Source organism: Kitasatospora sp. NBC_01287 (genome assembly GCF_026340565.1).
Taxonomy (GTDB): Bacteria; Actinomycetota; Actinomycetes; order Streptomycetales; family Streptomycetaceae; genus Kitasatospora.
This window is the reverse complement of the sequence record NZ_JAPEPB010000002.1, coordinates 82,307-104,353: the sequence shown is the minus strand read 5'-3', so window position 1 is coordinate 104,353 and position 22,047 is coordinate 82,307. Positions and strand designations below refer to the sequence as shown.

Annotated in this window: 22 protein-coding genes; 15 read left to right on the top strand and 7 right to left on the bottom strand. The window is 74.2% G+C overall.

Annotation, left to right across the window (positions count from 1 at the left end):
- Positions 1 to 55: 55 nt before the first annotated feature.
- The 5 genes from OG455_RS37230 to OG455_RS37210 all read left to right on the top strand — a co-directional run bounded on the left by OG455_RS37230 (position 56) and on the right by OG455_RS37210 (position 4,847).
- A complete protein-coding gene (locus OG455_RS37230; protein ID WP_266301187.1) occupies positions 56 to 1,687 on the top strand; it encodes an ATP-binding protein in 1,632 nt (543 codons plus the stop codon).
- Entirely contained in the window at positions 1,684 to 2,091 is a 408-nt protein-coding gene (locus tag OG455_RS37225; protein ID WP_266301186.1) for a roadblock/LC7 domain-containing protein, read from the top strand. Before OG455_RS37230 ends, OG455_RS37225 begins: the two co-directional genes overlap by 4 nt.
- 169 nt (positions 2,092 to 2,260) lie before the next feature.
- Positions 2,261 to 2,623, top strand: coding sequence for a DUF742 domain-containing protein (locus tag OG455_RS37220; protein WP_266301185.1), 363 nt, complete (start codon positions 2,261 to 2,263; stop codon positions 2,621 to 2,623).
- Positions 2,604 to 3,221: an ATP/GTP-binding protein gene (locus OG455_RS37215; RefSeq protein WP_266301184.1), complete on the top strand. Its 618-nt coding sequence runs from the start codon at positions 2,604 to 2,606 to the stop codon at positions 3,219 to 3,221. Before OG455_RS37220 ends, OG455_RS37215 begins: the two co-directional genes overlap by 20 nt.
- Before the next feature lie 81 nt (positions 3,222 to 3,302).
- A complete protein-coding gene (locus OG455_RS37210; RefSeq protein WP_266301183.1) occupies positions 3,303 to 4,847 on the top strand; it encodes a cytochrome P450 in 1,545 nt (514 codons plus the stop codon).
- A 62-nt stretch (positions 4,848 to 4,909) separates the two neighbouring features.
- On the opposite strand, the gene OG455_RS37205 is transcribed toward OG455_RS37210, so the two are convergent.
- A complete protein-coding gene (locus OG455_RS37205) occupies positions 4,910 to 6,292 on the bottom strand; it encodes an MFS transporter (RefSeq protein WP_266301182.1) in 1,383 nt (460 codons plus the stop codon).
- A gap of 454 nt (positions 6,293 to 6,746) precedes the next feature.
- On the opposite strand from OG455_RS37205, the gene OG455_RS37200 reads away from it, so the two are divergent.
- The 3 genes from OG455_RS37200 (at position 6,747) to OG455_RS37190 (ending at position 9,592) form a co-directional block, all read left to right on the top strand.
- Positions 6,747 to 7,013, top strand: coding sequence for a hypothetical protein (locus tag OG455_RS37200; protein ID WP_266301181.1), 267 nt, complete (start codon positions 6,747 to 6,749; stop codon positions 7,011 to 7,013).
- 143 nt (positions 7,014 to 7,156) lie between these two features.
- Positions 7,157 to 8,821 carry a HAMP domain-containing sensor histidine kinase gene (locus OG455_RS37195; protein ID WP_266301180.1) on the top strand — a complete coding sequence of 555 codons (1,665 nt, stop codon included), beginning with the start codon at positions 7,157 to 7,159 and terminating at the stop codon, positions 8,819 to 8,821.
- A 69-nt stretch (positions 8,822 to 8,890) separates the two neighbouring features.
- Positions 8,891 to 9,592, top strand: coding sequence for an HAD family phosphatase (locus tag OG455_RS37190; RefSeq protein WP_266301179.1), 702 nt, complete (start codon positions 8,891 to 8,893; stop codon positions 9,590 to 9,592).
- A 25-nt stretch (positions 9,593 to 9,617) separates the two neighbouring features.
- On the opposite strand, the gene OG455_RS37185 is transcribed toward OG455_RS37190, so the two are convergent.
- The 4 genes from OG455_RS37185 to OG455_RS37170 form a co-directional block, all read right to left on the bottom strand.
- Entirely contained in the window at positions 9,618 to 11,153 is a 1,536-nt protein-coding gene (locus OG455_RS37185; protein WP_266301178.1) for a S41 family peptidase, read from the bottom strand.
- 171 nt (positions 11,154 to 11,324) lie between these two features.
- On the bottom strand, positions 11,325 to 11,957 hold the full coding sequence (locus OG455_RS37180; protein WP_266301177.1) for a GPP34 family phosphoprotein: 633 nt from the start codon (positions 11,955 to 11,957) through the stop codon (positions 11,325 to 11,327).
- A 76-nt stretch (positions 11,958 to 12,033) separates the two neighbouring features.
- Entirely contained in the window at positions 12,034 to 12,318 is a 285-nt protein-coding gene (locus OG455_RS37175; RefSeq protein WP_266301176.1) for a hypothetical protein, read from the bottom strand.
- Between the two features lie 9 nt (positions 12,319 to 12,327).
- On the bottom strand, positions 12,328 to 13,263 hold the full coding sequence (locus OG455_RS37170) for an SPFH domain-containing protein (protein WP_266301175.1): 936 nt from the start codon (positions 13,261 to 13,263) through the stop codon (positions 12,328 to 12,330).
- A gap of 211 nt (positions 13,264 to 13,474) precedes the next feature.
- Here OG455_RS37170 and OG455_RS37165 point away from each other — a divergent pair, with 211 nt between their 5' ends.
- From OG455_RS37165 to OG455_RS37155, 3 genes are all read left to right on the top strand, one after another.
- Positions 13,475 to 14,014, top strand: coding sequence for a hypothetical protein (locus tag OG455_RS37165; protein WP_266301174.1), 540 nt, complete (start codon positions 13,475 to 13,477; stop codon positions 14,012 to 14,014).
- Positions 14,015 to 14,366: 352 nt separating this feature from the next.
- The gene (locus OG455_RS37160; RefSeq protein ID WP_266301173.1) at positions 14,367 to 15,524 is read left to right on the top strand and encodes an ice-binding family protein; all 1,158 of its coding nucleotides are present in this window, start codon (positions 14,367 to 14,369) and stop codon (positions 15,522 to 15,524) included.
- A 40-nt stretch (positions 15,525 to 15,564) separates the two neighbouring features.
- Positions 15,565 to 16,203: a class F sortase gene (locus OG455_RS37155; RefSeq protein WP_266301172.1), complete on the top strand. Its 639-nt coding sequence runs from the start codon at positions 15,565 to 15,567 to the stop codon at positions 16,201 to 16,203.
- 132 nt (positions 16,204 to 16,335) lie between these two features.
- On the opposite strand, the gene OG455_RS37150 is transcribed toward OG455_RS37155, so the two are convergent.
- Positions 16,336 to 18,402 carry a translation factor GTPase family protein gene (locus OG455_RS37150; RefSeq protein WP_266301171.1) on the bottom strand — a complete coding sequence of 689 codons (2,067 nt, stop codon included), beginning with the start codon at positions 18,400 to 18,402 and terminating at the stop codon, positions 16,336 to 16,338.
- Between the two features lie 291 nt (positions 18,403 to 18,693).
- Between OG455_RS37150 and OG455_RS37145 the strand changes: the two genes are divergently transcribed.
- Positions 18,694 to 19,215, top strand: a complete 522-nt coding sequence (locus OG455_RS37145) for a MarR family winged helix-turn-helix transcriptional regulator (RefSeq protein WP_266301170.1) — start codon at positions 18,694 to 18,696, stop codon at positions 19,213 to 19,215.
- The gene (locus OG455_RS37140) at positions 19,113 to 19,448 is read left to right on the top strand and encodes a hypothetical protein (protein WP_266301855.1); all 336 of its coding nucleotides are present in this window, start codon (positions 19,113 to 19,115) and stop codon (positions 19,446 to 19,448) included. The genes OG455_RS37145 and OG455_RS37140 overlap by 103 nt, the downstream gene beginning before the upstream one ends.
- A gap of 96 nt (positions 19,449 to 19,544) precedes the next feature.
- On the opposite strand, the gene OG455_RS37135 is transcribed toward OG455_RS37140, so the two are convergent.
- The gene (locus tag OG455_RS37135; RefSeq protein WP_266301169.1) at positions 19,545 to 20,006 is read right to left on the bottom strand and encodes a hypothetical protein; all 462 of its coding nucleotides are present in this window, start codon (positions 20,004 to 20,006) and stop codon (positions 19,545 to 19,547) included.
- A 351-nt stretch (positions 20,007 to 20,357) separates the two neighbouring features.
- On the opposite strand from OG455_RS37135, the gene OG455_RS37130 reads away from it, so the two are divergent.
- Positions 20,358 to 20,846: a hypothetical protein gene (locus tag OG455_RS37130; protein ID WP_266301168.1), complete on the top strand. Its 489-nt coding sequence runs from the start codon at positions 20,358 to 20,360 to the stop codon at positions 20,844 to 20,846.
- Between the two features lie 270 nt (positions 20,847 to 21,116).
- Complete coding sequence (locus OG455_RS37125; protein WP_266301167.1) at positions 21,117 to 22,037, top strand: CAP domain-containing protein; 921 nt, start codon at positions 21,117 to 21,119, stop codon at positions 22,035 to 22,037.
- The last annotated feature ends 10 nt before the right edge of the window (positions 22,038 to 22,047 follow it).

The window sequence follows — 22,047 nt, the reverse complement described above, 5'->3', positions numbered from 1 at the left end:
CGCTCACCCGTCCGTTCCCCTACTTCTTTACTCCTTCGATCGTTTGAGGATGCTGATGCTTCGTGCTGGAACGCCCCTCGCGGGCCGGGGCTCCGCTCCCGTTCTCGGGTGGCTCCTGCCGGTGGTCGTGACGGCGGCCGCCGCCGTCCTCGCCTCGGCGGTGGCCTCCACCGGTGCCCGCGCCGGAGTCGCCTGGTGCGGGGTGGTGGCCACCGCGGCGGTGGCCGCCGAGGCGGCGCGCCGGGGGCGTGCGCTGGCGGCCCTGCGCGTGTGGTGCGACCAGCAGGAGAACGAGCTGCGCCGCCGGCTGGCCCGGCAGGAGGCCGCGACGGTCCGACTGGCGCGGATCGCGCTGCCCGAGGCGGTCGCCCGGCTGCAGCGCGGCCAGTCCACCGAGGACGTGCTCAGGGCGTACGAGCCCCACGACGCGCTGGTGGAACCGGAGTTCGAGGCGGCCCTGCTGGCCGTGCTGCGCACCGTCCTGGAGGCCGTCGACAACGAGGAGGGCATGCGCGAGTCCGCCCAGCGGGCCTTCGTCAACATCGCCCGCCGCGTGCAGGCGATCGTGCACCGCCAGGCCCAGGACCTGCGCGAGATGGAGGACCGGCACGGCAACGATCCGGCCGTCTTCGGCGACCTGTTGAGCCTGGACCACGGCAACGCGCTGATCGGCCGTCTCGCCGACAGCATCGCGGTCCTCGGCGGCGCCCGCCCGGGGCGGCAGTGGAGCAGGTCGGTGCCGCTGTACAGCGTGCTGCGCGGCGGCATGTCGCGGATCCTGGACTACCAGCGGGTCGAGCTGCACCCGGTCTCCGAGGTGGCCGTGGTCGGACCCGCCGTCGAGCCGCTCATCCACGCCCTCGCCGAACTCCTCGACAACGCCACCCGCTACTCGCCGCCGCACACCCTGGTGCACCTGACCGCCGTCGAGGTGCAGACCGGCATAGCGATCGAGATCGAGGACGGCGGCCTCAGCCTCAGCGAGGAGGGCCGCGCCCGCGCCGAGCGGATGCTCCGGGAGGCGCAGGCCGGCATCGACCTCAACGACCTCGGCGAGACACCCAGGCTCGGCCTCGCCGTGGTCGGCCGCCTCTCGCAGGCGTACGGGTTCCAGGTCTCGCTGCGACCCTCCGCCTACGGCGGCGTGCGCGCCGTGCTGATCGTGCCGCAGCAGTACATCACCACGGTGCCCGCCACCGGCCTGGCGCACGGCATCGGCGTCGCCTCCGGGCCCCGGTCGACGGACAGCGCGCGGCGGGGGCCGGCGACGGTGTCCGCCGTCCCCACGCGGGCGTCCTTCGGGTCCTTCGGCGGGTCGGCCACCGGGGCGTCCAGCGGTTCGTTCGGCGGTTCGTTCGGCGGTTCGTTCGGGGGGTCCTCCCTCGCGTCCGCCGCCGGCTCCGCCCCGACGGGCCTCTCGGGGCCGGGCCGGGACGAGGGCGGGATCCCGCTGGTGACCGAGCGGACCCCCAACGGCCTGCCGCAGCGCCGCCGCCATGCCGCGCCCCTGCGGACGGGCGCCCCCGCGGCCGCGAAGGCCGCCGAGCCGGCCCAGGCGCCGGCCCAGGCGCCGGTCCAGCCCGGTATCTGGCTGACCGCGTTCACCGACGGGGTGAACGGCCGCACGCCGTCCGCCGGCGCGGGCGGCGACACCACCGAAGAGTCGTCAGGGAAGGGCGAGCAGTGATTCAGCAGCGGACCAACATGGACTGGATGCTCAAGGAGCTGGCGGACGGCGTCCCGTACGCCCGCCATGTCATCGTCCTCTCCGCCGACGGCCTGCGGATGGCCCAGCACGGCACCGACGCCGACACCGCCGACCGCCTGGCCGCCGCCTGCGCCGGCCTGCAGAGCCTGGCCGGTGCGGTGGGACAGGAGTTCCCGCACGGCGACGGCCGGATGCGGCTGGTGGTGATCGAGATGAGCGGCGGCTTCTTCTACCTGATGGCGGCCGGCGCCCGGGCCTACCTCGCGGTGCTGGCCGACGAGGGGGTGGACGCCGGGCTGATGGGCCAGCGGATGCGCGACCTGGTCGCGCGGATCGGTGAACACCTCAGCACGCCTCCGCGCAGCGGCGAGCAGGTCGCGTGAGCGAGCGCCGGGGCCGCCCCGGGCTGTTGGCCGAGCAGGTGGCAGCCGAGCGACGGGCGGCCGAGCAAGGGGCAGCCGGGCGCGAGGCAGTTGGGGAAGCAGCGGCCAGGAAAGCAGCGGCCAGGGAAGCAGCGGACCGGGAAGCAGCGGTCGGGGAAGAGGCGGCCGGATGAGCGCAGCCGACCAGGAGGACCGGGTCGCGGGCGGCCCCGCGCGGCTCTACGTGATCACGCGCGGCCGCAGCGGCCTGGCCGGGCCGACCGCCTTCGACCTGGTCACCCTGATCGTCTCGCGCGCCGAGCCGACGCCGACCATGCAGCCCGAGCAGGCGGCGATCCTGCGCATCTGCGGTTCGCCGCTCTCGGTGGCGGAGGTCTCCGCCTACCTGCGGCTGCCGGCCAGCGTGGTCACCGTGCTGCTGGCGGACCTCCTCGCCGAGGGGCGGATCGAGGCCCGCGCCGCCGTCCCGGCGGCCGTCCTGCCCGAGCGCGCCCTCTTGGAGGCGGTGATCCATGGACTCCAGCGACTCTGAGACCGTGCTGGGACCCAGCCGCGCGGACCTGCTGCCGGATTCGGCCGCGATGGCGGTCAAGGTGGTGATCGTGGGCGGCTTCGGCGTCGGCAAGACGACCCTGGTCGGCTCGGTGAGCGAGATCCGCCCGCTGACCACCGAGGAGACGATGACCCAGGCCGGCGCGGGCGTCGACGACCTCGCCGGGGTCGAGCGCAAGACCTCCACCACGGTCGCGATGGACTTCGGCCGGATCAGCATCAGCGACGAACTGGTGCTGTACGTCTTCGGGACCCCGGGCCAGGAGCGGTTCTGGTTCCTGTGGAACGGCCTGTTCGAGGGAGCGCTCGGCGCGGTCGTGCTGGTCGACACCCGCCGGCTGGAGGTCAGCTTCGAGGTGATCGGGCGGCTGGAGGACCGCGGCGTGCCGTTCGTCGTCGCCGTCAACAGCTTCCCCGAGTCCCCCGCCTACCCGATCGAGGAGCTGCGGACCGCCCTGGACCTGCCCCCGCAGGTGCCGATCGTCGCCTGCGACGCCAGGGCCCGGGAGTCCGGCCGGGACGTCCTGATGGCCCTGATGCGCTACCTGTACGACCTCTCGGCCCCGCCCGCGCCGTGACCGCGCCCCGTCGACCGTTCCCGACGGCCGTTCCCGACGGCCTCCCCTCGATGACCGCATCGCGCCGACCCCGGAGACACCGTGACCACCCCGTTCGCTGACGACACCTCCCGCACCCCGCCGCCCGGTTGTCCGGCCCACGGCCTCGACACACAAGGCCTCGGAGGTGCCGGGCTCGACGCAACCGGCCTCGACGCAGCCGGCCTCGACCCGCACGGTCTCGACGCCGCCGGCCTGCGCCGCCTCTACGGACCGGAGGCCGAGGCCGACCCGGTGGGCCTGTACGAGAAGCTGCGCGCCGAGCACGGCGAGGTCGCGCCGGTCCTGCTGCACGGCGACCTGCCGGCCTGGCTGATCCTCGGCCACAGCGCGAACCTGACCGCCATGCGCACCCCCTCCCGGTTCTCCCGCGACTCGCGCCGCTGGTCGGCCTTCCAGCAGGGCAAGGTCGCCGCCGACTCCCCGCTCATGCCGGTGATCGCCTGGCAGCCGCTCTGCGTCTTCGCGGACGGGGAGGAGCACAAGCGTCTGCGCGGAGCGGTCACCGACAGCCTGAACCGCTTCGACCGGCGCGGGATCCGCCGCCACGTCACCCGCTTCGCCGACCAGCTGATCCAGGAGTTCGGCCCGACCGGCCGGGCCGACCTGGTGGCCCAGTTCGCCGAACGCCTGCCGATGCTCGTGATGACGCAGGTGGTCGGGATGCCCGAGGAGTACGGGCCCCAACTGGTCGACGCCGCCCGCGACCTGATGAAGGGCACCGAGACGGCGATCGCGAGCAACGACTACGTGGTGGCGACGCTGCGCCGGATGATGGACCGCAAGCGGGTGTCGCCCGGCGCCGACCTGGTCTCCTGGCTGATGCAGCACGGCGCCGGGCTCACCGACGACGAGGTGCTGGAACACCTGCGGGTGGTGCTGCTCGCCGCGAACGAGACGACCGTCAACCTGATCGCGGACACCCTGAAGCTCGTCCTGACCGACCCCCGGTTCCGCGCCCACCTGTCCGGCGGCCACATGACGCTGCCCGACGCGCTGGACCAGGTCCTCTGGGACTCCCCGCCGATGTCGCTGGTCGCGGGCCGCTGGGCCACCGGTGACACCGAGCTCGGCGGCCGGCGGATCAAGGCCGGCGACATGCTGCTGCTCGGGCTGGCGGCCGGCAACACCGACCCGGCCGTCCGCCCCGACCTGGCGAAGCCGCTGCACGGCAACCGCTCCCACCTCTCCTTCGGCGGCGGCCCCCACGAGTGCCCCGGCCAGGACATCGGCCGGGCCATCGCGGAGACCGGCATCGACATCCTGCTGACCCGCCTGCCCGACCTGCAACTCGCCGTTGAGGAGGAAGAGTTGGCCTGGGTGGCGCCCTGGCTCTCGCGGCACCTGGTCGAGCTTCCGGTGAGTTTCGCCGCGCGGACCGCGCAGGCGGAGGCGGAGGCGGACAGTGCGGCGCCCGCCGCTCCCGCCGTGCTCGCGGCTTCCGCCCCGCCCGGTCTGCCCGGTCTGCCCGTGCCGCCCATGCCGTCCGCGCCGCCCGCCGCCCAGGCGCCGCTCCTCGCGCCCGCCGCCGTGCCCCGGCAGCGCCGCGGCTGGTGGAGCACGCTGGCCGGGCTGTTCCGCCGCTGACGGCGGCGGCCCGCGCGGAGGCAGGTGCTCCGTGCGGGCCGCCGCCCTTCAGGTGGTCCGGGTCAGCGGACCAGCGCCGTCTCGGCGGCGGTGGCCCGGGGCTCGGCGGTGGCGGCCCGGGGCTCGGTGGTCGTGCCCAGCGCCATGCCCCTGGTCTCCTCGGCCCAGAGCACGCAGACCACCAGCCCCAGCGCGGTGACCCCGGCGGCGATCAGCATGGTCGGCCCGGTGCCCAGGCCGGTGAGCGAGAGTGGCAGCAGATACGTGCCGACCGCCGCGCCGATCCGGCTCACCGAGGTGGCAAGGCCCACGGCGGTCGCGCGGATCTCGGTGGGGAAGAGCTCGTTCGGATACGTCCAGTCCAGCACGTTCGGCCCGCCGCAGAGGAAGGCGTACGCGCAGAGCGCCAGGACCGCGATCACGGCCGGGGCGGTCGGCCAGACGCCGAGCAGGGTGAGCGGGATGATCATCAGGGCGAAGGACCAGATGATGGTCGGGCGGCGCCCCTTGGTGTCGATCAGCCGCAGCGCCGGGTAGCAGCCGATCAGGAAGACCAGGCTGATCACGCCGGTGCCGAGCGTGTCCACGAGGTTGCCGCCGCCCATGCCGAAGGAGTTCAGGATCTGCGGACCGAAGGTCAGCATCGCGAACAGCGGTCCCACCTGGCAGAAGAAGAACAGCCCGCAGAAGAGGGTCCGGCGCCGGTAGCGCGGGCCGAGCAACTGGCGCAGCGGGCTGGTCCGTACCTGGTCCGTGCGCCGCGGCAGCAGTTCCCGCCCGTCGACCCGCACGCCCAGGTGCTTCTCCACGAGGGCCACCGCCTCGCCGACCCGGCCGTTGGCGGCCAGCCAGCGGGGCGATTCGGGGGAGCCGCGCCGGATCACCAGGAAGACCGCGCAGAGCGCCGTGGAGCTGGCCAGCATCCAGCGCCAGCTGCCGGGCCCGGCGAGTTCGAGGAAGAGGTAGCCGACCACGTACGCCAGGACCGAGCCGGCGTACCAGGCGATGATCTGCTTGCCCAGCAGGCGCCCGCGGTGCTTGGTCGGCAGCCACTCGGCCAGCAGCGAGGTGGCGATCGGGTAGTCCGCGGCGACGGCCATCCCGAGCACGAAGCGCAGCAGCGCCAGGGCCCACACGCCGTCCACCCAGAACGACAGCACCGAGCAGACGGCCATCACGAGCAGGTCGGCGGTGTACATCACCTCGCGGCCGATCCGGTCGGTCAGCACGCCGAAGAGCGCGCCGCCGACGAACATGCCGACCAGTGCGGAGGCGCCGATCAGGCTCACCGCCGCGGTGCTCAGGCCGAGGTCGGGGCGCATGCCGATCAGGGCCACGCCGACGATGCTGAGGATGTAGCCGTCGAGCAGGGGGCCGCCGGAGCAGGCGAGCGCCAGCCTCCGGTGGAAGCCGGTATACGGCGCGTTGTCGATGGTGCGGGACATGGTCGGGTCCTCCGAGCGCCGCCGCGGGTGGGTGGCGGCGCGGGTTGTCGAGGTCGGACGGGTACGGCGGCGCACAGGCGCGCCGTCGCGGTCGCCGGGGATCGATCCGGGCGACCGTCCACTGTTTCCGCGTTCCGGGCGGTGCGAGCGGGGCCGAACGGCACGACCTTCCGGGACCAAGGTCCCGCCTGCCCCGGCCCTTCGCCTCGCTAACCCTCTGCCTCGCGAGCCCTCGCGAGCCCTCAGCCTCGCTCGCCCTGGCGACACTGCCCGCCCGCCCGCCGGCCCGCTGCCGCACGCTCCCGCACGGCCAGGCATGCGCGCGGCCGCCCGGGGCACCCGATGGCAGGAGCGGATTCGCGGCGCCCGGCCGTGCCCGACCGGGAGCGGGCGGCCCGCGAACCGTCAACGCCCGCGCGGGCTTGCCGTCCGCGGGCACCGAAGGGAGCTCCTCGTGAGAACGCTCAGCGTCCTGATCCGGGCGGCCGCGGCCATAGCCGGGTTCATCCTGGTGCTGTGGATCCTGCTGGACCTCGCCCACGCCAACACGGGCACCCCGGTCGTCCACTGGTTCCAGCAGGCCGCCGACTGGCTTTCGGGCTGGGCGCGCGGCATCTTCTCCACCGGCGAGCGGTCCGCTCAGATCCTCCTCGACTACGGCCTGCCGGCCGTCCTCTACCTCGCCATCGGCTACGCGGTGGGCCGCCGCAGTTGGGAGTGATCCGCCCGCCGAGTTCCTCGGTGCCGCCGCGCTTCAGGGTCCGGGCTGCCCGCACCCGTGTTCGCGCGCCGCCACGGCCACGCTGGCGGCGCGCGGGGGAGCCGCCCTGCGGCGGCCGGCACCGGGGTCTGGAGAATGACCCGGTGACCAGTCCAGAACAGCCGCGCAGCCGCACCGTCCCGACCCGCACTGCCCTGACCCGTACCGCCCTGACCCGTACCGCCCTGACCCGTACCGCCCTGACCCGTACCGCCCGCCCCGCCCGTGCCGGGGTCGGCGCGCTCGCGGGCGGCGGGCGGGCGCTGCGGGGGGCCGGACGGCGGGTGCTGCGGCCGACCCGGGCGGGCTGGCGGCGGCTGGCGCTGCGGACCAGGGCCGCGCTGATCGGCGCGGTGGTGGGGTTGCTCGGCTTCGGCACGGTCACCCTCTGGGTCCGCGACTCGCTGCACGAGGAACTGCTGCTGAAAGCCCAGGACCAGGCCTTCAGCGCGATGCAGAACATCAGCGAGAACCTCCCGGCGCCCCCCGCCCCGGTCTACCAGGGCGCCGATTACCTGATGATGTCGCAGGACGGCCGGATGCTGCACCGCGCCGGCGAGCTCGCCGCGCTCCCGCAGCGGTCCGACGACCAGTGGGCGGCGCTCTTCCCGCCGGCCGACCCGCGCGACATGGTGTCCAGCTGGGGCTTCCCGATGACCCCGGTCCGGCTGCCCACCTGGATGCAGGACGCCCCGATCGGCCTGAAGCCCGACACCCTCCGCACGTACCACTTCCTCACGTTCGCCAGCGTGCGCGACCTCACCAGTGCGGAGCTGGCCGGCTACTCCGGGCAGAGCGGCCTCCCCGCCCAGCGGGTCACCGGCTACGTGCTGGTCGACGAGAGCACGGTCGACCAGGCGACGACGCAGGTCACCGAGATGCTCTGCTGGTCCCTGCTCCCCGGCGGGGCGCTCCTGGCGGCCGCGACGACCTGGTTGACCGCCGGCCTGGCACTGCGTCCGGTGGAGTCGATCCGCCGCCGGATGGCGCGGATCGGCAACGGCGCCTTCGGCGAGCGGGTGCCGCTGCTGCCGTCGCGGGACGGCATCGCCCGCCTGGTGGTCACCACCAACGAGACGCTCGACAAGCTGGAGCACGCGCTGGCGGAGCAGCGCCGGCTGGTCGCGGACGCCTCGCACGAGCTGCGCAGTCCGCTGGCCGTGCTGCGCACCACCCTGGAGGTGCCGCTGCTGCGGCCCGGGCCGCAGGGCGCCGACTGGCCGGTGGTGGTGGCGGACGCGCTGGCCGGCACGGAGCGGCTGCAGCACCTGGCCGAGGACCTGCTGCTGCTGGCCAGGACGGACGAGGCGGCCGAGGCCTCGCAGCACAGCGTCGACCTGCACGACCTGGTCGAGGAGCAGCTGGCCGAGCGGGGGCACACCGACCCGGGTCTGCAATGGCGGGGCACAGTGGAGGCGGCGCGGGTGCCCGGCCGTGACCCGCTGGTCGGCCGGGTGCTGCGCAACCTGCTGGACAACGCCGCCCGGTACGCGACCAGCCAGGTCGACGTCTCCCTGCGGACCACCGACGGCTGGGCCGTGCTGACCGTGGCGGACGACGGCCCCGGCATACCCGTCGCGGACCGGCAGCGGGTCTTCGAGCGTTTCGTGCGGCTGGACAGCGCCCGCGCCCGGAGCACCGGCGGCGCGGGCCTGGGCCTGGCCCTGGCCCGCGGCATCGCGCGCTCCCTGGGCGGCACCGTGATCGCCGAGCCCCCGGACTCCGGACGCGGCGCCCAGCTCTCGGTCCGCCTGCCCCTGGCGCCGTGACCGGTCCCGGGGGCGTGCCGAGGCCGTCCCGTGAACCGCCTGCTCGGGCGCCGATGGCATGATCGGGGTGTGATCAGCGAACCGCCCGGGCCCGGGGCCGTGAAGTGTGTCCTGTTCGATGTCGACGGCACGTTGATCGATGCCGTCGACAATCAGCGCCAGGTCTGGCGGACGTGGGCGGAGCGGTACGGGCTGGACCCTGACCAGGTCTACCGGACGGCGCTGCGGACGAGACCGTTGGAGACTTTCGCGCAGGTCGCTCCGGACCAGGACCCGAGCGAGTGCCTGGCGGTGCTGCACGCGCTGGAGGACGAGGACGTCCGATCCGGTGTCTACGCGGCCTTCGACGGCGCTTCGGAACTGCTGGGCGCCCTGCCGCCGGGCTCCTGGGCGCTGGTGACCTCGAACTACGAGCACCGGGTACGCGGCCGCTTCGCCCGGACCGGCCTGCCGGTGCCGGAGGTCCTGGTGGACGCGGCGGCCGTCGCGGAGGGCAAGCCGTCACCCGTGCCCTATCTGCGGGCCGCCGCGCGGCTCGGCGTCGAACCGGCGCACTGCCTGGTCATCGAGGACGCCCCTTCCGGGGTGGAATCCGGTCTGCGCGCGGGGATGACGGTGTGGGGCGTCAACGCGCCCGTGGCGGTGGATGGCGTGCACCGCCACTTCGGGAGCCTGCGTGAGGCGGTCCGCGACATCCTCGCCGTCACGTCCGGTGCCGTCACGTCCGGTAGCCGCCCTCGCCGACTGGAGGGGCCGGCCGCGGTGGAGTGATCCCGCGCGGGACGCCGGACGGATCTCAGTGCCGGCCGGTCGGGTCGAGCAGCCGGCGGGCGGCGCTCAGGGCGGAGTCCTGGCGGGCGGCGAGTTCCGGCGCGGTGAAGACGGGAGTGCGCAGGTCGGGCGGGATGCCGGCGCCGTCGAAGGTGTGCCCGCGCGCGTCGAGGTACTCCTCGTTGGGCAGCGCGGTCAGCCAGTCCGCGGACAGCGTCCGCAGCAGCACGTCGGAGAAGACGCCCTGGGTGTTGTCGCCGATCCGGGTCACCTGGGGGCCGCGGCCCATCAGCGCCTGGGTGAACGTCTCACCGGCGCTGCCGGTGTAGCTGCTGGTGAGCAGCGCGACCGGCCCGGTCCAGCGGGGCGTGGCGGCGGGGTCCACGGTGATCGGCTCGGGGCGGGTGAAGCGGGTGGCGTCGTCGGGGTCGTTGCGGGCGCGCTTGCGGTAGGCGGTGTAGGCCTGGTCGGTCAGCCGGGAAGCGACGCGCAGCCCGAGCGCGTCGGAGCCGCCGGCATTGAGCCGCACGTCGATCACCAGGCCGCGCAGCGCGTCGGGTCCGGTGGTGTTCGCGGTGCTGAGCAGCGCGTCGAGCGCCTGGTCCAGGACGGCCGCCTGCTGCTGGTAGCCACCGCCGTCGACGTAGTCGTCGAAGGACCAGATCCGCAGGTAGCCGATCCGGCCGGGTAGTTCGCCAACGCCCACCTTGCCCTGGGCCCAGGTCTGCTCGGGGCCCACCAGTTGCGCGTCGACGGCCGCCTGCGCCTGGGCCCGCAACTGCGGGGTCTGCGACCGGGTGCCCGACCGCAGCCCTGAGTACACCGTGCCGCCCTGGTAGGCCAGCGCCGTGTGCGCGTCGTGCAGCGGGGCGAGCATGTCGGTCATGATCTGCCCCAGCTGGGCGTCGGTGGTACCCGGGCCGATCAGGGGCCGGTAGCGGTCCCGCAGGGCCTGCCAGTCGATGCCCTTGGCGGTGAAGAACGGGTAGTTCTCCGCGAAGCTCGCCCAGAAGTCGTCGAAGACGGTGAGCGGCGTGGTCGGTGGTGGCGCGGCGCAGAGCGCGGGCAGGGCGGCCAGCCGGTCCAGCCGGATGTGGCCGACCGAGCCGTCGCTCCGGGCGATGGCGTGCTGCCGGCCCTGGGGAGTGACCGTCAGCAGGGGCACCCCGCCGCTGCCGTAGCGGGTGGTGCCGTTCCGGCCCGGGGCCGCGAGCTGCGCGGCGCTGAGCTGGTCGGGCAGGCAGTCGGCGCGGGTGCGGTCGTAGACCGTCAGTTGGCCGTCCTCGATGGTGATGACCATGCCGTAGCCGTCGGTCTGCCAGGTGCCGTCCAGCCGGTTGGTCGCGGGTGCGGCCGGCGCGGCAGGTGCGGCGCTCACCGTCGCGGCCAGCACGCCCGCCACCGCCGCTGCCAGGGCCGCGGCGGCTCTGGCCGGGCGGGGGCGGGTGGTGGCGCGGGCACTGGTGCGGGCGTCGGCGTCGGCGCGGTCGTTGGAGCTGGAGTTGGAGCTGGCAAGGGAGTTGACGTTGACCGGCGTGCGGGTGCGGGGTCGGGCCGCCATGGGTGGCTCCAGATGCTCCGTCGATGCGTTGCGCCCAGGCTAGGGATCGCGGTGGTGCGCCCGCATCCTCCGCGGCGGCTGGTGCCGTAGTCCCGGAGGTCGAGAACTCGACTGTGGAAAAAGGTACTTGAGGAGTATCGACGGAGGGCGTGGATCACGTCTGACGGGTGGTCAGCCCGAGCGCGCGGCTCGGCGTGAGCGGACGACGTGGCGCAGGGCGGGTGCGGGGGCGCCGGTGAGCGCGGTGAGTTCGGCGAGCCGTTCGCGGTGTGCGCGGCGTTGCGGGCCGCTCAGCGCGGTGCGCAGGTCGCCGGCCGCCGCCAGCGAGACCAGCGCGGCCTGCCAGGGCGCCACCCGGGGGAGCGGGTCGGTGAGTGCCTGCTCGATCGCGGCGGTGAGTCGCTCGTGGGTCCGCGGGTCGCGCGGCTGGGGGCGCAGGGTCGGGAAGAGGCCGAGTACGCGGTGCTCGGTGAGGTCGAGCAGGCCCTGCTCGACGAGGCGCCCGCGCACCGTGCGGAGGGCGCCGGTGGGGTCCGCCGCGGTCCAGTGGCGCCAACTGCGCAGCCGGGGCGCGGCGGTGATCCGGTCGAGCGTGTCGGCGAGCAGCGGGTCGAGCCGGGCCGGGGCCGGGCGGCCGGGGCGCGGGTGGCCGCCCTGGTCCACCAGCAGGCCCTGCTGGAGCAGGTCGGTCAGGGCCGCTGCCCGCAGCATCACGCCCAGGTCGGAGCGGCGGGTGAGGCGGTGGCTCCCGGGCCGGTGGGCCAGCAGGTAGAGCCGGCCCGCCAGGGTGTCGGGCAGGTCCATGGATGTGCTCCTCTCGCTCGGTGGGCGGCCGGCCGGTACTCGGTGGGGGCGGATCCCGTCCCCTGTCCCGGCTGCGCTATCCCCGCTGCTCGTCCGGTTGGCCCTGCGGCCCGTCCGGCCCGTCCTGCGGCTCGTCCGGTTCATTCGGCCCGTCCTGCGGCTCGTCCGACCTGCGCGGGCGTCCGCGGCGGGCGATGCCGGCGGCGTCCTTGGGCATGCGGCCGGCATCGCCCAGGGCCCGCCGGAGCACGAACTCGATCTGCGCGTTGGTGCTGCGCAGTTCGTCGCCCGCCCAGCGGGCCAGCGCGTCGTGCACCGCGGGGTCGAGCCGCAGCAGGATCTTCTTCCGTTCGGTCGCCACCTGGCGCTCTTACTGGTAGAGGGAGCCGGTGTTGACCACCGGCTGCGTGCCGCGGTCGCCGCAGAGCACCACCAGCAGATTGCTCACCATGGCGGCCTTGCGCTCCTCGTCGAGTTCCACGATGTCGTTCTCGGCGAGTCGGGCGAGGGCGAGTTCGACCATGCCGACCGCTCCTTCGACGATCCGCCGGCGGGCGGCGACCACGGCGCCGGCCTGCTGGCGCTGCAGCATGACCTGGGCGATCTCCGGGGCGTAGGCGAGGCGGGTGATCCGGGACTCGACCACCCGGACCCCGGCCGAGGCGACCCGGGCGGAGATCTCCGCGGAGAGCGTGCGGGTGATCTCCTCGGCGCTGTCCCGCAGCGAGACCTGGCCGGCCTCGCGGGCGTCGTACGGGTAGCTGTTGGCGATGTGCCGCACCGCGGTCTCCGCCTGGATGGCGACGAACTGGCGGAAGTCGTCCACCTCGAAGAGGGCCTTCGCGGTGTCCTCGACCTGCCAGACGACCACCGCCGCCATCTCGATCGGGTTGCCGTCGGCGTCGTTGACCTTGACCGTCTCGGTCTCCTTGTTGCGGATCCTGGTCGACACCGTCCGGCGGGTGGTGAACGGGTTGACCCAGGTCAGCCCGGGGGAGCGCAGGGTGCCGCGGTAGCGGCCGAGCAACTGGACCACCCGGGCCTGACCGGGCGCGACCGCCGTGAGCCCGCGGGTGCAGATCACGCCGGCGACGACGACCAGCGCGCCGGCGCTGAGCAGCGCGGGTTTGGCGGCGCCGTGCCCGAGGGCCGCGCCGACGACGAACAGCGCGATGCCGCCCAGCAGGAACAGCACGCACAGGCCCAGCATCAGCAGCCCGGGAGCGCCGCCGATGGTGCGCTCCTGCGTGCTGGGCGCGGGCATGGCCGGGAGGTCGGGAACCGCCGGCGGCTGGATCTCGCTCATGGTGCGCCTTCTTCCGTCCGGGGTGAGGGAGCGGCTCGTCGGCCGGGTTCTCCTGTCCCACCTGATGGCATGAATCTAGCATAGTGATATCACTTTATTGCGCGATTGAAACCGGGCGGCCGGCCGATCGGCGGCGCCGGCCTCGGTCCTGAGAGCCGGGGTGCGCGGGTACCCGGGTGGCCCCGGTGCCCGACCGGGCAGGATGTCCACCATGAGCGCTCCCTTCGACCGCCTCGATCCCCCTGCGGCCCGCCCGGTTCCGCCGGGTGAATTCCCCTTCTGGGACGAGGCGTTGGCCATGGTCAACCGCGACCTGGCGGCCACGCTGCCGGAGCGGGAGCCGCTGCGGCTGCTCGCTCACCGTTCCTGGGGCGAGGGCGAGGGCGAGGGCGAGGGCGAGGGTGAGGGTGAGGGTGACGGCGGGCGTGAGGACGTCACTGTCGCCCTGGCCGACGGTGAGTGGCACGGGAACCCCTTGCGCCCGGAGTCGGCGCAGAGCCTCGCCCTGGCGCTCGCGGCGGTCGTCGATGCCGCGCAGGAGACCGTCACCGAGCGGCTCTGGCAGGCGTGGCCGCCCTGCGTCGAGCACGATCTCGGCATGCATCCGCGCGCGGAGCAGGGCCGGCTGTTCTGGTGGTGCGCTGGTGGACGGACCCGGTCCGGGGCGGGACACCTGAGCGCGGCGGTCGGCGAACTCGACGGGCTCGCCCGCTCGCGGCGCCCCGGGGGCAAGCGGCGCAGGCGGGGCTGAAGGCGCAGCGGTCCGGCCGGGCTCCGCCGGGCGGCGGCCGCTCCGCCGCGCGGCCGTACCGCAACTCGACGCTGCGTCAAAAGTCGGCAATGAAGCACTCGTTCGCCATCGGAACCTCACACGTTTGGTTGCTCGGAAAAGTGGTGGGCGTGTGGTGCTATTGGGACGTATGCGAGCTACTTGCGGCGCGTCACTGCCGTTGACGCGGGGCGTTGCACGGTCCCGCCGGAGTGATCGCGAAGGCTCGGCGCGCGTGGCTGGCCGGTGGTGCCCGCCCCGCGCACCATCGGTTGCCCGGTGCTCCCCGTTCCGGGGCGCTCTGGCCTGTCCACGACCAGGAAGGTCCTCTCCCATGGCAGTTGACGTCCCCATCCCGCTCACCCAGCCGACCGGACGGCGCAGACGCGCCCGCCTCCACGGCGGAGTCGTCCTGATCCCCGGGGTGGCGCTCCTGACGGCGACGGCGGCCTTGCTGCCGGGGGCGGCGTACGCCGCGGACGCGCCGGTCGCGCTGGGGACCGACAGCAGTTACGCGGTCCTGGGTGGGTCGACGGTCACCAACACCGGCCCCAGCGACATCACCGGCGACCTGGGCCTGAGCCCCGGCTCCTCGGTCACCGGCTTTCCGCCCGGTGTGGTCCACGGGGCACGCCACGTGGCCGACGCCGCGGCCCTGCAGGCGCAGTCGGACCTGGTGATCGCCTACAACGACGCGGCCGGGCGGGCCCCGACGGCCAGCGTCGCGGGGGACCTCGTCGGGCGGACCCTGACGCCGGGGGTCTACAAGTCCACCGGCCCGCTGGGACTGACCGGGACCGTGACGCTGGACGCGCAGGGGGACCCCAACGCGGTGTTCATCTTCCAGGTCGCCTCGACGCTGATCACCGGTTCGGCCAGCGACGTGGCCCTCATCGGCGGTGCGCAGGCGTGCAACGTCTTCTGGCAGGTGGGTAGTTCGGCCACCCTGGGGACGCACTCCTCGTTCAAGGGCAACATTCTGGCGCTGACGTCCATCGCGGCGCAGACCGGCACGGTGATCGAAGGCCGGACCCTGGCGCGCAACGGAGCCGTCACGCTGGACACCAACACCATCACCAGGGCCCGGTGCGCCACCGGACCCACCCCCACGCCGACCGCCGGCCCCACGCCGACCCCGACTCCGACGCCGACCGCGACCCCGCCCGGTGGCGGTGGCGGCAGGCCCGGTGGCGGGGGACCGGGTAGCGGTGGTGGCCCCGGCGGTGGCGGCAGGCCCGGCGGTGGCGGGCCGGGGAGCGGCGGTGGACCTGGCGGCGGTGGCCCGGGTGGCGGTGGTGGCCCCGGTGGTGGCGGGCCCGGCCGTCCCGGCGGTGTAGGACCGGTGGGTCCGATCGGCGCCGGTGCCGGAGGCAGCTCGCACGGACCGGACCAGCAGGAGATCATCGCCGGCTCGGCCCTGCTGGCGGCCGCCGCGGCTGCGTTCGGCATCCGCGCCCTGCGCCGCCGAGCCAGCCGCGATGCGGAGTCCTGACGCACGGCCCCCGCGTCGCCGTGGCCGTGGCGCCCACCGGATGGTGTCGGGCGCCACGGCCGCGGCGGTGGCGAGTGGCCTCTGGCTGCTTCACGAGGGCATCCGGGTCACCGGGCCGCCCCAGCCGCTGCCGCCGACCGCCGCCGGTCAGCCCCAGGGCGGTGGCGACGGGGCCCGGGCCACCGCGGCGGCCCGATCGCCGCAACCGGACGCGGCACCGATGCCGCCCTCGGACCCCGTCCGGATCAGGATCCCCTCGATCCGGGTCGACGCCCCGGTCACCGGACTCGGCCTGGACCCGGACCGCCACCTCAGCACACCACCGGTGGCCGTCAAGAACCTGGTCGGCTGGTACCGGGACGGCGCCAGCCCCGGTGCGGTCGGCAACGCGATCGCGATCGGACACGTCGACACGATGACCGGCCCGGCGGTCTTCTACCTCCTGGGGCTGCTGCATCCGGGAGACCTGGTCGAGGTGACCCGGCGAGACCACCGGATCGCGGTCTTCACCATCGACGCCGTGCGGGTCTACCCGAAGAGCGCGTTCCCCGACACCGCCGTCTACGGCCCCACCCGACGCTCGGAGTTGCACCTCATCACCTGCGGCGGCAGCTACGACAAGCGCTCCGGCTACCAGTCCAACACCGTGGTCTCCGCCCACCTCACGGCCGGCCGGTAGGCCGGGTGGCCGGGTGGCCGGGTGGACGGGTGGACGGGCGACGGGCGGACGGGTGCGGAGAACCGCCCGGCCAGGTCTGCCCGGCCCGCCCGTCGTCTTGGTGGGCAGGTGCGCCGCTTCCGCGCGCTTCGGTCACTTGGTCAGGGTCGTGCGGCGCAGCACGCGCAGCAGGTAGCTGTCGCGGTCCAGGGGGTTGTGGCCGGTGCGTTGGCGTTCGGGTGCCGCGGCGCGGACCGGTTGGTAGCTGTCGAAGACGCACTCCAGGGTGCCTTCACCGCTGGTGAGGGTGGGCAGGCGCTGCCGCAGCGCGGGTACGGCGGCTGCGGTGATGGTGCCCTCCAGCACGGCCGAGGCGCCCTGGTGGGTGGAGTCGCCGGTTGCGGCGCCGAGGCGGGAGAGCTCGGGGAGCACGGTGGGGACCAGGTCGGCGGGCAGGTCCAGGCGGAACCGCTGCAGTGGCTCGTGGACGCGTGTCCCCGCCCGCCGTAGCGCGTCCATCAGTACCAGCGGCGTCAGTTGGCGGAAGTCCCGGGCGGTGCTGGACATGCTCTTGTCGAAGACGGCGTGGGAGTGGCTCTGCCGCGGGGCGTATCCGCTGTGCGTCATGGTGATGGTGCAGTCGAGCACCTGCCATCCGTACAGCCCCTGTTCCAGCGTCTCGTGGACCGTCTCCTCGACGGCCTTGAAGAACGCGGCCGGCATCGCCCCGGGCTCCACCCCCAGCAGGAACCGCGAGCCGCTGCCCGGCGGTGCCGGCTCGACGCGCAGTCCGATGGTCGCGAGGAACGGGTTGGGCTCCTGGCGCATGGTCTCCACAGCCGCTCCGGTGCCCGCCGGTCGCTCGACGTAGAGCGTCGTCGACTCGTGGAAGGCCACCGTGAGGCCGTAGTCCTGGGCGAGCGTGGCGGCGATGACCTCCTTCTGCACCTCGCCGTAGAGCGACAGGCGGAGTTCGTTGTTCTCGCGGTCCTGGCGCAGGTCGATCAGCGGGTCCTGCTCCGCGAGCTGGGTCAGCGCCGTGTGCAGCGCGGCGCCGTCCGAGGGCCGGTCGGGCCGGACCACGCTCTCCAGGGTGGGCGGAGCGAAGTGCGCTCGCGTCCTGCGGGGGTTCGGCGCCCCGAGCGTGTCGCCGACCCGGACCGCGCCCAGCCCCCACACCTTGCCGATGCGGCCGGCGGTCAGGGCCGTGTCCCGCAGCGCGGTGCCCTGCTCGAAGACGCCGGTCGCGGTGACCTTGCCCTCGTCCCGACGCCCGCCGGCCTGCGGTGAGCCGAACCGTACCCGCTGGCGGGCCCGCAGCGTCCCCGCGAAGAGGCGGACGTAGGCGATCTTCTCCCCGGCGGGCCCGCGCTCGACCTTGAAGACCGTGCCGCTCACCGCCTCGCCCGCTTCGTGGTCCGGGCCGGCGCCGCCGTCGACGTCTGTGCCCGTGGTCGATCCCGTGGTCGATCCCGTGGTCAGGAAGGCGCGCAGCCCCGCGGCCAAGGGGCCGAGTCCCGCGCCGGTGACCGCGGAGCCGAAGTAGACGGGATGCACCCGCGCCTGCCTCGTCTGCTCGGCCAGGGCCCCACGCAGGCGGGTCGGCGTCAGTGCCGCCTCGTCGGCGACGAAGGAGGCGAGCAGTGAGTCGTCCTGACGGGTCAGCAGCTCCGCGAGCCGGGCGGTGAATCCCGCGTCGCACTCGGCGAACGGCTCGAACCCGGCCTGCGCGCCACCCGCGCCGCGCACCCGGCCCATCGCCACCATCGGGGCCGACAGCCTGGTGCCGAGCTCGTGCAGGAGTGACGCTTCGCGTGCGCCGCGGCGGTCGATCTTGTTGACGAACACCAGGGTGGGGATGCCGAGTCGTCGCAGTGTGCGCATCAGGACGCGGGTCTGCGCCTGCACGCCTTCCACGGCCGAGACGACCAGCACGGCTCCGTCGAGCACCCCGAGCACCCGCTCGACCTCGGCGATGAAGTCCGGGTGGCCGGGCGTGTCGATCAGGTTGACGAGGAGGTCGTCGAGGGTGAAGGAGACCACGGCCGACTTGATGGTGATGCCGCGTTGGCGCTCCAGGGCCATGGAGTCGCTCTGCGTGCTCCCGTCGTCGACGCTGCCGAGCGTGTCGATGACACCGGCGGTGTGCAGGAGCCGTTCGGTCAGGCTGGTCTTACCGGCGTCGATGTGCGCCAGGATGCCGAGGTTGAGAATACGCACGAGCAGTCATGTCCTTCGAAGAGGGAGAAGAGGTCTTCCGGGGGGACATGAAGGCAGGACGCATGATCAGTTGCTCCTCGGTGGGGACTACTTGCGGGCAGTTGATCAGTTCTCCTCGGCGCGGGGCAACCGAATATGCGTCACGCGCGGCGGTGCTCCCCGCCGGCGTCGGTCCCTGGTGGCGTCGGCAGCGGCAGGGTAGAGTGTGGCTTCATTATGAAGCACGTACATAAATCTGGTCTGCCCCGTGACCCTGACGGCTTCCGCTACGACCCTGGTGTCCGGGAGCCCATGCGGGCGTTCGCGGCGGGCGGCGACACCCGCGCGCTGGAGGCGGCCGCAGCCGTCCGGTCCGCCTCGCAGGCGGTCGACCGGCTGCGCTCGCACGGTGCGGGAGGGCGTGGGCTCAGCGCGGGGGCGCTCGACGTCCTCGCGCGGCTGAGTACGGCCGCGGACGAGGGGATCAGCATCGGCGAACTGGCGCTCGCGGCGGGGGTGAGCTCCCGCAACGTGACCGGCCTGGTCGACACGCTCGAACACGACGGACTGGCGCAACGGGTCCAGGACCAGCGTGACCGCCGGTCGGTGCGGGCCAGGATCACACCGGCCGGCCGCGACTGGCTGGATGCCTTCCGGCAGCCGACGCAGCGCGCCATGTCCGCCGTCTTCCAGGGCTTCACCGAGGACGAACTCAGCAGGTTCCGCGACCTGTGCCTGCGCCTGGTCGAGAACCAGCAACGCATCGAGCGGCACCCGACAGCGGGCCGGGGCGACCAGCCGCCGGCCACCTCGACGGCCTGGACGGGCTCCTGAGCATCGTCACCGGCGTCGAGCTGATCAGCGAGGCGTACGGTGCGACCGAGGCCACCCTGGTCTACGACCTCCACACCGCCCCGGCGGTGGGCATCACCCAGCACACGGCCGAGCACTTCCGGCTCCACGAGGGCCGGATCACCTCGATCGCGCTCATCTTCGACTCCGCTCCCTGGCAGGCCATCATGTCCGCGGCCGGGCCGACCCACGACGGGGCCGCCCCAGCGGCGTGACCGGCCGTGCCGGGCCGTGGGCCGGGAGGCCCCGTAGCGGGGCTCCCGGCCTGGGCCGCGGGTGCCTTCACTGCCTGGCGGCGACCGGGGTGACCGCTACGCGTCGGAGCAGAGGAAGCCCGCCTGTCCGCCGGCGGTGGCGCCGGAGCTGTCCTGGACGGTGACCTTGATGCTGGAGCGCAGGCCCACGACGCACTGGCCCCAGGGGTCGTCGGTGTTGGTCGAGCCGAAGAGGCTGCTGTTGGCGATGCTCGTCCAGGTGTAGGTGTAGGAGCCGGTCCCTCCGTCGACCGCCGCGTCGCAGTCGAACTGGTCGACGTTCACCCGTCCCGGCATCACGCCGTCGTCCGTGCAGTCGATGCCGCCGACGGTGAGCGCGGTGTTGGCGCGGGCGGGGGCGGCGGGGGCGGCGGGGGCGGCGGGGGCGGCGGGGGCGGCGGGGGTGGCGGGGGCGGCCTGGGCGGGAGTAGTGGTGGCGAAGGTGGCCAGGCCGAGTAGCAACGGGGCCGCGAGCAGTGCCAGGCGGCGGGCCGACGGGCGTGGTGCGGAGCTGTTCATCGGATCTCCTGGGGGACGGACGGGCGTTGGGTGGTACGGGATTTGACTGTGCATCGACGAGGCGCTCCGCTCAATCCGTCCTCCGTGAACTTGCGTGAAGCTACGACCGTTTGAGTAGGCGAGGCCCGCCGCCGTGCCGGCCGCCCGCACCGGCCAGGAGCGCGCCGAACCGGGGGCCGGCACTGCGGGGGCGGGCGCACGGGCGCGTCGGGCGCGCGGGCGCACGGGCGCACAGGCGCTCGTTCGGCGTTGGCCCCCGGGGCGGGATCGCGGTCCTGCCCCGGGGGCCAACGCGGTGCGCGGACCGCCCCGGCGGGACCTCCGGTGGGCGCGTCTGCCAGGCTCCGTCCCGTGGCGATCCTCGATGTCCTGACCGAAGTGGCAAGAACAGGCCGGCTGGGCCCGGTGTTCATCGGAGCGGACCTGAGCGAGGTGACCGCGGTCGCCGGTGAGCCGTGGGATGCCGGATCGATGAGCCGGCGCAGGCAATGGCCGCGCCTCTTCGGCTACGGCGACCTTGAGTTGAGCGTCTGCCGCTGCCGCAGGGTCAACCTGGTCTGCATCCAGACCTGGCGTGATGTCGTCGAACTCCCCCCGTCGCTCGCCGGCGGGAGCGGCACCTTCCCCGCGGCCATCGGCTTCGCGGACGTGGTGTCCGCCCTGGAGCAGGCCGGCTGTCCCTGGCAGCCCCACCCATCGCTGACCTTCGGCGATCAGTGCTCACTCGTGGCGACGCCCTCCGCCACGACGTTCACCTTCGAGATCCTCCAGGGCAGCGGCCCCGTGCTGAACGTCGTGGGCCTGCCGGGCGACGGGCACGACTGCCCGACCGGGAGGTGAGAGCGGTCGGGCGGCGCCCGATCACTGATTCGTTCCGGGTTTTCCGTTATCCGTCGATGTCCTGGGGGTCTCCTGCCATGGAAGGCCGTTGAGCCCTTGACAGGAGGAGTGCTGATGACGCGGTACGTCGCCGACGCCGAGCTGGTTGCGCAGCCCTGGGAGAGTGAAGGGCCGACAGCTGGGTACGGGCCGGGTCCGGTGCCCCGCAGGCCTGGTGGTGGGGCCCATCGCCGGGCGGCCGGCAGCGGCCGGCACCGGGGGAGGCGAGGGGTGCCCGGTGCCAAGCCGCTGCTGGCCGCGGTCGCGTTGGCGGCGACGGCGACCACCGTGGTGGTGGGGGGCAGGGTCCTGTCGCCGGGCCCGCAGGACGGGACGCCGCTCTCGGCTCCGGAACCGCAGTCGGGGGCGGGCGCCCCGGCCACCACCGCGTCCGGTTCCCCGAGCGCGACCGCCGGCACCACGGCGGCGGCGACCGCGCCGACCACGGGGCCGGCTCGGCTGCCCGGCGCGGGCGCGAGCACGGTGGCGGTGAGCTCTCCGGTCGCCGTGCCGTCGTCGAAGGGGGCCGCACCGCTCAGCCCGCCGCCCGCCGCTGCCTCCCCGGCGCCGGCCGGCGCCGGCAGCACCCCGCTGCCCGCCGCGAGCTCCACCGCCCCTGCCGGCACCGCCCCCGCGCCCGCCCCGGCCCCTACCCCGAGCTCGACCACCGGCGCCGTGCCCGTCCCCGCGCCGAGTTCCACTCCCGCCGCCGGTGCGGACCCCGCGCTGGACGCGGCGGCTGCCCAGGTGCTGGCCGTCCTCAACCAGGCCCGCGCCGCCCAGGGCCTGGCACCGCTGCAGATGCTCGCAGGCCTGCAGACCAGTGCGGACGCCCACAACCACACCATGGCGGGTGGCTGCGGTCTGGAGCACCAGTGCCCGGGTGAGCCCGCCTTCGGCGCGCGCGAGAACGCCGCGGGCGTGCAGTGGACGGCGGCGGGGGAGAACATCGGCGAGGGCGGTCCGGTCGCCGACACCACGGCCGCGATAGCCGGCATGGCCGTCGGGCTGACCAACAGCATGCTGGCCGAGCAGGCGCCGAACGACGGCCATCGCCGCAACATCCTCGACCCGTCGTTCCACCACGTCGGTGTCGAGCTGTGGCGCGACTCCTCGGGAACGGTGTGGATGACCCAGGACTTCGCCGACTGACGCCTGCGGG

Coding starts and splice junctions, on each gene's coding strand:
- OG455_RS37230 (WP_266301187.1), top strand. CDS start 56: ATGCTTCGTGCTGGAACGCCCCTCGCGGGCCGGGGCTCCGCTCCCGTT.
- OG455_RS37220 (WP_266301185.1), top strand. CDS start 2,261: ATGAGCGCAGCCGACCAGGAGGACCGGGTCGCGGGCGGCCCCGCGCGG.
- OG455_RS37215 (WP_266301184.1), top strand. CDS start 2,604: ATGGACTCCAGCGACTCTGAGACCGTGCTGGGACCCAGCCGCGCGGAC.
- OG455_RS37205 (WP_266301182.1), bottom strand. CDS start 6,292: ATGTCCCGCACCATCGACAACGCGCCGTATACCGGCTTCCACCGGAGG.
- OG455_RS37185 (WP_266301178.1), bottom strand. CDS start 11,153: ATGGCGGCCCGACCCCGCACCCGCACGCCGGTCAACGTCAACTCCCTT.
- OG455_RS37180 (WP_266301177.1), bottom strand. CDS start 11,957: ATGGACCTGCCCGACACCCTGGCGGGCCGGCTCTACCTGCTGGCCCAC.
- OG455_RS37170 (WP_266301175.1), bottom strand. CDS start 13,263: ATGAGCGAGATCCAGCCGCCGGCGGTTCCCGACCTCCCGGCCATGCCC.
- OG455_RS37165 (WP_266301174.1), top strand. CDS start 13,475: ATGAGCGCTCCCTTCGACCGCCTCGATCCCCCTGCGGCCCGCCCGGTT.
- OG455_RS37160 (WP_266301173.1), top strand. CDS start 14,367: ATGGCAGTTGACGTCCCCATCCCGCTCACCCAGCCGACCGGACGGCGC.
- OG455_RS37155 (WP_266301172.1), top strand. CDS start 15,565: ATGGTGTCGGGCGCCACGGCCGCGGCGGTGGCGAGTGGCCTCTGGCTG.
- OG455_RS37145 (WP_266301170.1), top strand. CDS start 18,694: ATGCGGGCGTTCGCGGCGGGCGGCGACACCCGCGCGCTGGAGGCGGCC.
- OG455_RS37135 (WP_266301169.1), bottom strand. CDS start 20,006: ATGAACAGCTCCGCACCACGCCCGTCGGCCCGCCGCCTGGCACTGCTC.